This is a genomic window from Flavobacterium sp. (assembly GCF_041392005.1).
In the GTDB taxonomy this organism is placed as follows: Bacteria; Bacteroidota; Bacteroidia; order Flavobacteriales; family Flavobacteriaceae; genus Flavobacterium.
In genome coordinates this window covers 40,943-53,275 of the sequence record NZ_JAWKMX010000007.1, presented here as the reverse complement: position 1 = coordinate 53,275, position 12,333 = coordinate 40,943, and the positions used below count along the sequence as shown (strand labels likewise).

The 12,333-nt window shown below is 31.6% G+C and carries 9 protein-coding genes; 2 read left to right on the top strand and 7 right to left on the bottom strand.

Annotation, left to right across the window (positions count from 1 at the left end; translation table 11 throughout):
- Positions 1 to 198 precede the first annotated feature (198 nt).
- The 3 genes from R2808_RS05445 to R2808_RS05435 form a co-directional block, all read right to left on the bottom strand.
- Complete coding sequence (locus R2808_RS05445; RefSeq protein ID WP_371269948.1) at positions 199 to 2,385, bottom strand: glutamine synthetase III; 2,187 nt, start codon at positions 2,383 to 2,385, stop codon at positions 199 to 201.
- 196 nt (positions 2,386 to 2,581) lie between these two features.
- Positions 2,582 to 3,106 carry a hypothetical protein gene (locus R2808_RS05440; protein WP_371269947.1) on the bottom strand — a complete coding sequence of 175 codons (525 nt, stop codon included), beginning with the start codon at positions 3,104 to 3,106 and terminating at the stop codon, positions 2,582 to 2,584.
- A 109-nt stretch (positions 3,107 to 3,215) separates the two neighbouring features.
- Positions 3,216 to 6,662 carry a methylmalonyl-CoA mutase family protein gene (locus R2808_RS05435; RefSeq protein WP_371269946.1) on the bottom strand — a complete coding sequence of 1,149 codons (3,447 nt, stop codon included), beginning with the start codon at positions 6,660 to 6,662 and terminating at the stop codon, positions 3,216 to 3,218.
- Between the two features lie 284 nt (positions 6,663 to 6,946).
- Between R2808_RS05435 and R2808_RS05430 the strand changes: the two genes are divergently transcribed.
- The gene (locus R2808_RS05430) at positions 6,947 to 8,047 is read left to right on the top strand and encodes an OmpA family protein (RefSeq protein WP_371269945.1); all 1,101 of its coding nucleotides are present in this window, start codon (positions 6,947 to 6,949) and stop codon (positions 8,045 to 8,047) included.
- 65 nt (positions 8,048 to 8,112) lie between these two features.
- Here R2808_RS05430 and R2808_RS05425 read toward each other — a convergent pair whose 3' ends face one another.
- Positions 8,113 to 9,219, bottom strand: a complete 1,107-nt coding sequence (locus R2808_RS05425) for a TlpA family protein disulfide reductase (protein ID WP_371269944.1) — start codon at positions 9,217 to 9,219, stop codon at positions 8,113 to 8,115.
- A gap of 48 nt (positions 9,220 to 9,267) precedes the next feature.
- On the opposite strand from R2808_RS05425, the gene R2808_RS05420 reads away from it, so the two are divergent.
- The gene (locus R2808_RS05420) at positions 9,268 to 9,975 is read left to right on the top strand and encodes a DUF4197 domain-containing protein (RefSeq protein ID WP_371269943.1); all 708 of its coding nucleotides are present in this window, start codon (positions 9,268 to 9,270) and stop codon (positions 9,973 to 9,975) included.
- Between the two features lie 173 nt (positions 9,976 to 10,148).
- Here R2808_RS05420 and R2808_RS05415 read toward each other — a convergent pair whose 3' ends face one another.
- The 3 genes from R2808_RS05415 to pyrF are packed head-to-tail and all read right to left on the bottom strand — an operon-like array spanning position 10,149 to position 12,282.
- A complete protein-coding gene (locus R2808_RS05415; protein ID WP_371269942.1) occupies positions 10,149 to 10,952 on the bottom strand; it encodes an ABC transporter substrate-binding protein in 804 nt (267 codons plus the stop codon).
- An 8-nt stretch (positions 10,953 to 10,960) separates the two neighbouring features.
- Positions 10,961 to 11,464 (bottom strand): hypothetical protein, encoded by a 504-nt coding sequence (locus tag R2808_RS05410; protein WP_371269941.1) that lies wholly within the window; start codon positions 11,462 to 11,464, stop codon positions 10,961 to 10,963.
- Complete coding sequence (gene pyrF / locus R2808_RS05405) at positions 11,461 to 12,282, bottom strand: orotidine-5'-phosphate decarboxylase (protein ID WP_371269940.1); 822 nt, start codon at positions 12,280 to 12,282, stop codon at positions 11,461 to 11,463. The genes R2808_RS05410 and pyrF overlap by 4 nt, the downstream gene beginning before the upstream one ends.
- Between the last annotated feature and the right edge of the window lie 51 nt (positions 12,283 to 12,333).

Here is a 12,333-nt window from a genome sequence, read left to right as displayed (position 1 = left end):
TCACTTTCATTAAAATCGAAATAAAAACTTATTTTTTGTTGCGAAAAGCAAAATAATGTATTTCTAGAATTAAATCAATAATATTACTTTTCAGCTTTTCTTTAAATCTTTAATTGCATAAAAAAGCCTAACAAAATAAAATCTGTTAGGCTCAATTAATAGCAAGTAATTTATTTGTAGTCTTTTATTCGAATTAAATTAGCGAACAAATAGTAATTCTCTATATTTCACTAAAGTCCACATTTCATCGTCAACTAATAATTCAAGTTTATCGGTATGATAACGAATTTCTTCAAAATATGGTTTCACTTTATTACAATACGCTTCTGCCATTTTTTCAACATTGGTTGAATTATTAGCTTTTTTACGTTCCTCAATCATGGCTTCCACTTTTGAATTGATACCTTCAATATGTTCCGAAATTTCTTTGATTAAAGACATTTGCTCTTTGGCTAATTTTTCAAAATCTTTTCCAAAAATTTCTTTCAATCCTTTTACATTGTCAATTAATGTATTTTGGTATTTAATTGCTGTTGGAATTACGTGATTACGAGCAATATCGCCCAATACACGACTTTCAATTTGAATGCGTTTTACATATTCTTCTACTTCAATCTCATAACGCGCCTCTACTTCTACATGGTTCATAATGCCCAATTCTTCAAACAATTGAATTGCTTTTTTAGAAACTTTTGCTTTTAAGGCTTCAGGTGTAGTTTTATAATTACTTAACCCTCTTTTTTTAGCTTCTTTTTCCCAAGCATCGCTATAACCATCTCCTTCAAATAGAATATTTTTCGTTTGCTTGATGTATTCTCTTAATACATTAAAAATAGCTTCATCTTTCTTCAATCCTTTTCCGATTAAAGCATCAACTTCTACTTTAAAATCCATTAACTGTTTGGCTACAATTGCGTTTAATGTTGTCATTGGATTGGCACAGTTTGCCGTTGAACCTACTGCTCTAAACTCGAATTTATTTCCGGTAAAAGCAAATGGCGATGTACGGTTTCTATCAGTATTATCTAATAAAACATCTGGTAATTTTCCAACTACATTTAGTTTTAAATCGGTTTTTTCTTCTGGCGATAATTTTCCGTTTGAAACACCTTCTAATTCATCTAAAACAGCAGATAATTGTTGCCCAATAAAAATCGAAATAATTGCTGGAGGCGCTTCATTAGCTCCCAAACGATGATCATTACTAGCCGATGCAATTGACGCACGTAACAATTCTTCGTAAGAATAAACAGCTTTTATGGTATTGATAAAAAAGGTTAAAAACTGTAAATTGCTCATTGGCGTTTTTCCAGGACTTAACAAATTTACACCTGTATCAGTCGCCATAGACCAGTTATTGTGTTTTCCTGAACCATTTACACCCTTAAAAGGTTTTTCATGCAACAATACTTTAAAATCATGGCGTTCGGCTACTTTTTGCATCACATCCATCAACAATGAATTATGATCTACGGCTAAATTGGTTTCTTCAAAAATAGGTGCTAATTCAAATTGATTAGGTGCCACTTCATTATGACGTGTTTTTACTGGAATGCCCAACAACATACATTCATTTTCTAAATCGCGCATATAGTTTAGCACACGACTTGGAATTGAACCAAAATAATGATCTTCCAATTGTTGCCCTTTAGCAGAAGTGTGTCCTAAAAGCGTTCTTCCTGTTAAAGAAATATCTGGTCTAGCATTAGCTAAAGCTTTATCTACTAAGAAATATTCTTGTTCCCAACCTAATGTTGGTGTAACTTTTTTTACATTTTTATCGAAATATTTTGCCACTGCAGTTGCTGCTTCATCCACTGAATGTAAAGCACGTAGCAAAGGTGTTTTATAATCTAAAGCTTCACCAGTATACGATACAAATACAGTTGGAATACACAATGTAGTACCATAAATAAATGCTGGCGATGTTGGATCCCAAGCGGTATAACCACGCGCTTCAAAAGTATTGCGAATACCACCATTTGGAAATGAAGAAGCATCGGGTTCTTGTTGTACTAATTGACTACCTCCAAATTTTTCAACAGGATCTGAACCATCAAACGACGTTTCAAAAAAAGCATCGTGTTTTTCAGCAGTTGTTCCTGTTAATGGTTGAAACCAGTGTGTATAATGCGTCACTCCTTTTGATAACGCCCATTCTTTCATACCCATTGCCACATATTCGGCAATGTTTCTATCAATTTTTGTTCCGTGCTGCACAGCATTTTGTACGGCTTTGTAAGCGTCTGGTGTTAAAAACTGACGCATGGTTTTGTCGTTAAAAACGTTTGTTCCAAAAATTTGCGACTTACGATCTAATTTTTCAACTGCTGCTGGTTTGCGATTAGCAGTTTCAGCAAGTGCACGGAAGCGAATAGTTGCCATAAAGTTGTTTTTTTTGTTATACCCTATTAATTTTTACTGCAAATATATAAATTTTAAAACAAAAACAAATTAACCCCTATTTAATTTAGGGTTAAATTTAAAAAATAACAATTTTAAAAACATCAACCCCTATTAAAAATAATAAAAAAAGCCGAAAAATTAAATTTTTCGGCTTTTTAGAGTTTAATATGTAATCTTACTTTGCTATTTTAGTTATTTTTTTGTTGTTCAAATTATAATAATCAATAACAGCTTCATAATCGTTAAAATCTACTGGCGAGTTAGCCATTTTATTTCCAAAATAAGCAGGAATAACTAGAATTCTAAAAACTTGATTATTTGTCCAACTTGGATCTAATGTATTCATATCGAAATTAGCATCCATAAAAATTTGAGCATCGTAAGCGGTAAAATCAAAATTATAATCCAATTCGCCACCGCCAGAAAAATAATAGGTTTGCGGTAATAATCGCCAAATATCAGTTCCATTATCTACTCCATATAAATGATATACTAAAACCATATCGGAAGTATAAATAGAGTGCGGAAAAGTAATTAAATTACTATAACTGTTACCCGGTCCAAAGTTTAATGAATATTCCCAAACTTCACTTATGGTATCTTGGTCATTTGCATCGTCTATAATATTATTTTCTTCAACTGTACAACTATTTAACGAAATCATCCCGATAAGCGCTAAAAATAAAGTAAATTTTCTCATAACTATTCGTTTTTATATTGTGTATGTTTTTCTAATTTCAAAGGTCGTGCCAAACTAAAAAAACAGACCTTAAATAAAGTCTGTTTTTACTATATTATTTTTTATAAAATTACATATTGCGTCTATACTGACCGCCTACTTCAAATAAAGCGGAAGTAATTTGACCAAGTGAACACACTTTGGTAGCTTCCATTAAATGTTCAAAAATGTTTTGATTTTGAATAGCGGCGTTTTGAATACTGTCTATTTGTTTTTTAACTTCATTTTCTTTTGCTTGATGAAGATTTTTAAGCGTATTGATTTGATATTGCTTTTCTTCTTCAGTAGCACGAATTACTTCGGCAGGAATTACCGTAGGCGAACCTTTACTGCTTAAGAAAGTATTAACGCCAATAATCGGAAATTCGCCTGTGTGTTTCAACGTTTCATAATACAAACTTTCTTCTTGAATTTTACTGCGTTGGTACATGGTTTCCATAGCGCCCAACACACCGCCGCGTTCTGTAATTCTATCAAATTCGGCTAAAACAGCTTCTTCAACTAAATCGGTTAATTCTTCAATAATAAACGAACCTTGAATAGGATTTTCGTTTTTAGCCAAACCTAATTCTTTATTAATAATCAACTGAATTGCCATGGCACGACGTACCGATTCTTCTGTTGGCGTCGTAATGGCTTCGTCATAGGCATTGGTATGCAGCGAGTTACAGTTATCATAAATAGCGTACAAAGCTTGCAAAGTGGTACGAATATCATTAAAGTCTATTTCTTGTGCGTGTAACGAACGACCAGAAGTTTGAATATGATATTTCAACATTTGCGCTCTTTCGTTGGCACCGTATTTATTTTTTAAAGCTTTTGCCCAAATTCTACGCGCCACACGACCAATTACGGCATATTCTGGATCGATTCCATTTGAGAAAAAGAAAGATAAATTTGGCCCAAAAGCATTAATATCCATTCCACGACTCAAATAATATTCTACATAAGTGAATCCGTTTGCCAATGTAAAGGCTAATTGCGAAATGGGATTGGCTCCAGCCTCAGCAATATGATAGCCCGAAATGGAAACCGAATAAAAATTACGCACATTTTTTTGAATAAAATAGTCTTGCACATCGCCCATCAATCGCAAGGCAAATTCGGTAGAAAAGATACACGTATTTTGTGCTTGATCTTCTTTTAATATATCGGCTTGAACGGTTCCACGAACTTGCGAAAGTGTTTCTGCTTTAATTTTTGCATATACATCAGCAGGTAAAACTTGGTCGCCTGTTAAACCTAATAAAAGCAATCCTAAACCATTATTTCCTTCTGGCAAATCGCCGTTATACGCAGGTCTTGTTAGGCCTTTTGCATCGTAAAGTTCTATCTTCTTTTTCTCAACTTCAGCTTCCAAACCATTTTCAATAATGTATTTTTCACAATTTTGATCAATGGCTGCATTCATAAAAAAGCCTAACAACATAGGCGCTGGTCCATTTATTGTCATAGAAACCGATGTAGCCGAATGACTTAAATCGAATCCAGAATATAATTTTTTAGCATCGTCTAAACAACAAATTGAAACACCCGCATTTCCAATTTTTCCGTAAATATCTGGGCGCAAATCGGGATCATTACCATATAATGTAACCGAATCAAACGCTGTAGAAAGTCGTTTTGCAGGCATTCCTAATGATACGTAATGAAAACGACGATTGGTACGTTCTGGTCCGCCTTCGCCAGCAAACATACGCGTTGGATCTTCGCCCTCGCGCTTAAATGGATACAATCCTGAAGTAAAAGGAAATTCCCCTGGAACGTTTTCTTGTAAACTCCAACGTAAAATATCGCCCCAAGCTTGATACTTTGGCAAGGCAACTTTAGGAATTTGTGTATGCGAAAGCGATTCAGTATGTGTTTTTATTTCAATAATTTTATCTCGAACTTTAAAAGAATAAATTGGGTTTTTATAACGATTTACTTTTTCGTCCCAATTTTGAATTATTTCCCAATTGTACGGATCGAGGTTCATTTTAACGCGGTCGAATTCTTTAAATAATAAGTTTAAAAATTCTTTATTGTCATTTTGAACTAGTTTTAGAATCGCTTCTTGGTCTAAACCTGATTTTATGATATGCGATTTCTCACTTTCGTTCGAAATGACAGCAACTGAACAAATGGTTTTAAAAATACCATACAATTTTTGGGCTACTTCAACTTGATTTGTTGCTGTAGTATCGTAACTTCTATTATTTTCCGCAATTTCAGATAAATAGCGGGTTCTGTTTGGTGGAATTACAAATACTTTTTCACTCATTTCTTTGGTAATTTCAAATGTTGAGTGTAATTCAGTATTCGTTTTTTCAACCAATTTATCCATTATCGCTTTGTATAATGAATTCATTCCCGGATCGTTAAACTGCGAAGCAATTGTTCCAAAAACAGGCATATCCTCTGGATTTTTATCCCATAAATTATGATTGCGTTGGTATTGTTTTTTTACATCTCTTATAGCATCAAGCGCACCACGTTTGTCGAATTTATTAAGTGCAACCAAATCGGCAAAATCGAGCATGTCAATTTTTTCTAATTGCGTAGCCGCGCCAAATTCGGGTGTCATTACATATAATGAAACGTTGGAATGATCAAGAATTTCGGTATCACTTTGTCCAATTCCAGAAGTTTCAAGAATAATTAAATCGTATTGTGCCGCTTTAAGCACTTCAATTGCTTCTTGTACATATTTTGATAACGCCAAATTAGATTGTCGTGTAGCCAACGAACGCATATATACACGCGAATTGTTAATTGCATTCATTCGAATTCTATCGCCCAACAATGCACCACCCGTTTTGCGTTTTGAAGGATCAACAGAAATTAATCCAATAGTTTTAGTTGGGAAATCGATTAAAAAGCGACGCACAATTTCATCAACTAACGACGATTTTCCAGCACCACCAGTACCTGTTATTCCTAAAACAGGAATTTTTGATGTTTGATTTAAATTATGAATTTTATCTAATGTGTCTTTTGCAACATCTGGGAAATTTTCGGCAGCCGAAATAATTCGAGCAATTGCCATAGGATTTTTGTTTTCAAGTTCCGAAAGTTCATTTGACAAAACATTTCCAGTTGGGAAATCGGCTTTTTGAACCAAATCGTTTATCATTCCTTGTAATCCTAATTCACGCCCATCGTCTGGAGAATAGATTCGGGTAATACCATAATTGTGTAATTCTTCTATTTCAGAAGGTAAAATGACACCGCCACCGCCACCAAATATTTTAATATGTTCGGCACCTTTTTCTTTCAATAAATCATACATATATTTAAAATATTCATTATGACCACCTTGATAAGATGTCATTGCAATAGCATTAGCATCTTCTTGTATAGCAGTATTTACAACTTCTTCTACACTTCTATCATGACCTAAGTGAATTACTTCGCAGCCTGTTGCTTGAATAATTCTACGCATAATATTTATAGCTGCATCGTGCCCATCAAAGAGTGAAGCAGCAGTTACAATTCGTACTTTATTTTTAGGAATATAAGGTGTTTGTTCTTTCATATTAAAAATTCACTTATAATTTTGAGCGCAATTTACGAATTTAATATATTTTATTGTATTGAAAACAGAAACACCTTCTATTACAAAAATAAAACAGAATAATTTACATTAATGATTGATTGTCAGTTTGTTATAATTATTCTTAACAAGAAAATACAAATATTTCAATGCTTTTATAAATTACAAAAACATCATTTTAGAAAAATTTCTACAAATTATTCCCTAATAATTTGTTAAAAAGCAGTATGTTTGCAATATAGAAACTTATAAATTTTACATAAAAAATGAAAAGAATTTTATCTGTTTTAATGGTGCTTCCTTTTGCTACCTTGGTAAAAGGTCAAGAGTTGCCTGCAAACGCCGATCCGGGAAAATGCTACATTAAATGTATTACTCCGGATGAATTTAGAGAAGTAACTGAAACTATGGTGGTTTCTCCGAGTTACAAAAAAATTAAAACTACCCCTGCAACTTTTAAAACAGTTGAAGAAAAAGTTTTAGTAAAAGAAGCTTCAAAAAAATATGTTTATGTTCCGGCTGTTTATGAAACGATAGATGTTTCTTACGAAGGAAAAGCTGCTGCTACTACTTTAGAACCTGTTGCGGCAACTTTTAACAACGATTCTAAAACTATTGAAACCTATCCTAAAGTAGGAAGATGGGAATATAAAGTATTAGACGATTGTCCTTCTGCTAACAAAGAAGGATGTATGACAGCTTGTTTTGTAGAATATCCTGCTCAAAACACAACTGTTGCTTTTAAAACATTAGCTACTGATGCAACTACAAGACAAGTACCTGTACCTGGTAGTAGTAAAACGTACAAAAAGCAAGTAGTTAAAACACCTGCAAGAATGGACGAGATTGAAATTCCTGCTGAATATGCTACTATAAAAAGACAAGTGGTTGACCAACCGGCACAAGTAATTGAAGAAATTGTACCTGAAGTAACTGAAACTGTTACAAGAACAGAATTGGTTAAAAAAGGTGGTATGACTGTTTGGGAAGAAGTTGATTGTAAAATTGCTTCTGGTGCTAATATTTTACCAATTTTGTATGAGTTGAATAGTGCCCGTATTACACCTGAATCAAAAAGAATTATCGATGAGCATTTGTTGAAATTCATGAAAGAAAAACCAAATTTAAGCATCGAAATTATGTCGCACACTGACTCTCGTGGTGATGATGCTTACAATATGAGTTTATCGCAACAAAGAGCGCAATCGGTTGTAAACTATTTAGTAGCAAACGGAATTTCAAGAAACCGTTTAGTAGCTAAAGGTTATGGTGAAACTCGCTTAAAAAATAGATGTGCTAACGGTGTTGATTGTAGCGAAGCTGAGCACCAAGTAAACAGAAGAACTGAATTTAGAATTATTCAATAATTAGAATTCTAATAAAATTAAAAAGAGTAGCTTACCGCTACTCTTTTTTTTTATATCGTATTTTTCTAATAATTCGTTACTGTATATTTTGGTACTAAAGTTGTATTTGTTTTAATTTTTATTCCAAAATTATCTTGAAGCCCTGTTGTAAACAAATCTTCAAACTTATAAATTAAATCCCAATCGTATTTATTGGTATCATTTCCTTTGTAAATATAAAGTTCTCCTTTTACATCTGACAATAAATCGGCTAATTGTGAAATGGTTATATTATCGGCTTGAATACTTTCTTCGCCAATAATAAAATTAGAAGCCATTTTATTTTCTTCAGACCAGTTAAACGTGTCAGCTTGCCAAAGTTTAGAAGAATCTTCTATTATAATTTCATTACTATTCGCATTTTCTTCGCTACTTTTTAATTGCAATTTAAAATCGGAACAAAGTTCATTTATAACCCGCTTTTTATTGTTTTCTAAAAATTGATTATTTGCTTTAAAATCAACTATAAAATCTTCTACATTAGAAGTAATATTTAATTTTGAAGTTCCTAATAATTTTGCCAATAAATTTTTAAAACTACCTCTAAACTTTGTTGTAGTTTCATCTTGATTGTAAAAATCTTCAAAAGTCTCATTTTTAGCTAATGAGATTTCGTATTTATCTACTACATCTTCCATTTTTATAACACTAGTTTTTACCACTTCTTTAAAGCTTTTAGTTATTATTCTAGCATTTTTATTGGCAAAATAGTCTAAACTTCTTTGCGTTAAATTGCTTGGATGACCTTGCCACAAAACATCGCCATTAAGATTTAATAAAACAGCATATGGTCGTTTTGAAACATTATATTTTTTAAAAATTTGACCACCTATATCGTTTGCTACCATTAAATTAAAAGGTTTTCTTACAAGAAATTTAGTTACTTTTTCAACTTGCTCATCGGTTATAGAAAGTACAAAAACTTTATTTGTATTCTTTTTTTGTAACACTTGTAATTGTTCTGTTGCTGGAATACACGGTGCACACCAAGTTGCCCAAAAATCTAACAGTATTAATTTTTGTTTATCAAATTTTACAATTTTATTTTCTTGTATAATTTGGCTTACTTCTATAACTTGACCAAAAGAATAAAAGTTACAAAAAATAAAAAATAGGACTAAATATCGTTTCATAAAATGTATATTCGCAATTACTATTCCAAATTTAAAATTAAAATGAGTATGAAAAAAACAATTTGTTTAGTTTTAACAGTCTTTATGCTACAAAGTTGTGCCGAAATGCAACAAGTACTAGAACAATTACCGCAACAAACAGGTGGACTTAGCCAGTTAGAAATAGGAAATGGTTTAAAAGAAGCTTTAGATAAAGGCATTTCGCAACAGGTTTCTAAGTTAACCGCAACCGATGGTTTTTATAAAAATAATTTAGTAAAAATTTTACTTCCAGATGAATTACAAAAAGTAGATAAAACATTGCGAAGTGTAGGATTATCTAGCTTAGCCGATGAAGGTTTGAAGGTTTTAAACCGAGCTGCAGAAGATGCCGTAAAAGAAGCTACCCCTATTTTTGTTGATGCTGTGAAACAAATGAGTTTTAACGACGCTAAAAACATACTTTTGGGTAGCGATAATGCTGCAACTCAATATTTACAAAACACAACTTCTACGGCTTTATATGCAAAATTCAATCCTGTAATTCAAAAATCGTTTGCAAAAGTAGGTGCCGATAAAATTTGGAATCAAATTATTACAAAATACAATTCGTTGCCACTTACAACCGATGTAAACCCTAATTTAACTGATTACACAACAAACAAAGCAATGGACGGTGTTTTTAAAATGATTGCCGTTGAAGAAAAAGATATTCGAAATAATATTTCGGCACGAACTACTACGCTGTTACAGAAGGTTTTTGCCTTACAAGATTAACAAATCAATATTTTTTTAAAATATTAAGAATCAATAACATATAAATAACAAATAATTAACATAACCTTCCAAAAAAACATCGGATATTTGTACCACATAATAAAAGTGATAAAATTATCATATTTGGTTAGGGTTAGTTTAGAAAAATCTCGTTTATATAGCGAGATTTTTTTTTATTTCATTTTTTCTCGAACAAATTTAAAGTACTCAAAAGCCTTTAATAACCTGCTACCGTACCACGAAAACATTTCTCCATCAACAAAAATAAAAGGAATTGTTTCTGTGTAGTTGCTCATTTCTAAAACGTGTTCTTCTTTAAACGGAAAAGGTTCTGACGATAGTAAAATATAGTCGGGGTTATACTTTATCTTTATTTTTTCTAATTCAATTTCTGGATATCGAGAACTTTCGTCTTCGTAAACATTTTTAAATTTTGCAAGTTTTAAAAGTGAATTAATAAAAGTATGCTTACCTGCTACCATATAAGGGTTTGCCCAAATAAAGTAAGCAACTTTATGGTGCTGTTTCTCTTTTATAAAGCGTTCAAAATTATGGTATGCAAAATTAATCTTATCTATCCATTTTTGGGCTTCTACTCTTTTGTTAAAAATGTTGCCAAAATCGAGAATCATTTTAGCATTGTCTTCAATTGTATAAATATTGGTAACCCAAACAGGGCAAATTTTTTGTAATTCTTCGACTATTTCTTTTGTATTTTCCTCTTTATTACAAATAATAATATCGGGCTGAAGTGTTTTTATTTTGTCAAATTTTATGTTTTTAGTTCCGCCTACAATAGTTTTAGTCGATTTTAAATGAAAAGGGTGTACACAAAACTTGGTAATACCTACTATGCTATCTTCTAAACCTAAATCGTACAACAATTCGGTTTGCGAAGGAACTAAAGAAACTATTCGTTTTGGAACAGCATCAAAAGTGTGATTGTTGCCTACTTGATCAATGAAAACTTGTTTCATGGTTTAGGTTATTTTTTATTTATATATTCAGCTATTTTAGTACTATTAAAAAGCAATATAAAACCCATTGAAACAGAAATTAAACGAACATAAAACCAATAATATTGAGGCTTTTCATCTAAAATAAAATCGCCATAAGCATTGTATTTAAAAATATTGATTAGTTCAACAAATATGTAAGCTAAATTATCTATTATTAAAGTTCCTGAAATAAAAATAATTAACAATTTAATAATTTGGGTAAAGGAAATTGTGTTTATTTCAATTTTATCGGAATCATAACCTTTATCTAATTTAAAAAAGTCGATGATTTTATCGATATTATTTATTAGAGTATAAATTAAAGCAACCATTACAGTTATTCCTATAAGTGCAATTCCTATAATTTGTAAAATTTGATCTGATGCTAAATGAAGATTAAAAAATTGTGTAGGCAGAACCAAAATAGTTGTAATTAAAGCATTAAAAGCAATTAATTTAATTACTAATCTAAAAAAATCTCGTTTTGTCATAGTTTTTTATCTAAAATTTCACACATTTCAGTTTGCAGTTTTAATGCTTCTTCTTTTGCCTTTTCGGAAAAATCTTTTCCATTTGAAGCATAAATGATGCCGCGAGAAGAATTTATTAATAATCCAACGTTTTCGGCTAAACCATATTTGCAAACTTCAGCTAAACTTCCACCTTGTGCGCCAACACCTGGAACAAGTAAAAAACTATTAGGAATAATTTTGCGAATTTCAGCAAAATATTCTGCTTTTGTAGCACCTACTACATACATTAGGTTTTCAGAATTTTTCCAAGTTTTTGATGTTTCTAAAACTTGCTTGTACAATTCTTTATCATCAACTTTCTTGGTTTGAAAATCGAAAGCACCTTCATTTGAAGTTAAAGCTAATAGAATTGTATGTTTGTTTTCAAAAGCTAAAAATGGTTCTACCGAATCTTTACCCATATAAGGCGCAACGGTAACACTATCGAATTGTAAATCGCTAAAAAATGCTTTGGCGTACATAGATGACGTGTTGCCTATATCGCCACGTTTTGCATCGGCAATAGTAAAAATTTCGGGATAATTATCGTTAATATATTGAATTGTTTTGTGTAGCGATTGCCAACCTTTTATGCCATAGGCTTCGTAAAAAGCAGTATTGGGTTTATACGACACACATAAATTGTGAGTAGCATCGATAATTGCTTTATTAAATTCGAAAATAGGATCTTCTTTTTCTAATAAATGCTGTGGAATTTTGTTTAAATCGACATCTAAACCTATACAGAGAAACGATTTTTTTTGGTGAATTTGATTAACGAGTTGTTGTGTTGTCATTGTTGTTATAAAGTTGAAATGTTGTAAAGTTAAACCTTATTTTATAAAAAA

Excerpts from the sequence above, each read along its gene's own strand:
- R2808_RS05445 (WP_371269948.1), bottom strand. The coding sequence starts at position 2,385 with ATGGCAACTATTCGCTTCCGTGCACTTGCTGAAACTGCTAATCGCAAA.
- R2808_RS05440 (WP_371269947.1), bottom strand. The coding sequence starts at position 3,106 with ATGAGAAAATTTACTTTATTTTTAGCGCTTATCGGGATGATTTCGTTA.
- R2808_RS05435 (WP_371269946.1), bottom strand. The coding sequence starts at position 6,662 with ATGAAAGAACAAACACCTTATATTCCTAAAAATAAAGTACGAATTGTA.
- R2808_RS05430 (WP_371269945.1), top strand. The coding sequence starts at position 6,947 with ATGAAAAGAATTTTATCTGTTTTAATGGTGCTTCCTTTTGCTACCTTG.
- R2808_RS05425 (WP_371269944.1), bottom strand. The coding sequence starts at position 9,219 with ATGAAACGATATTTAGTCCTATTTTTTATTTTTTGTAACTTTTATTCT.
- R2808_RS05420 (WP_371269943.1), top strand. The coding sequence starts at position 9,268 with ATGAAAAAAACAATTTGTTTAGTTTTAACAGTCTTTATGCTACAAAGT.
- R2808_RS05415 (WP_371269942.1), bottom strand. The coding sequence starts at position 10,952 with ATGAAACAAGTTTTCATTGATCAAGTAGGCAACAATCACACTTTTGAT.
- R2808_RS05410 (WP_371269941.1), bottom strand. The coding sequence starts at position 11,464 with ATGACAAAACGAGATTTTTTTAGATTAGTAATTAAATTAATTGCTTTT.
- pyrF (WP_371269940.1), bottom strand. The coding sequence starts at position 12,282 with ATGACAACACAACAACTCGTTAATCAAATTCACCAAAAAAAATCGTTT.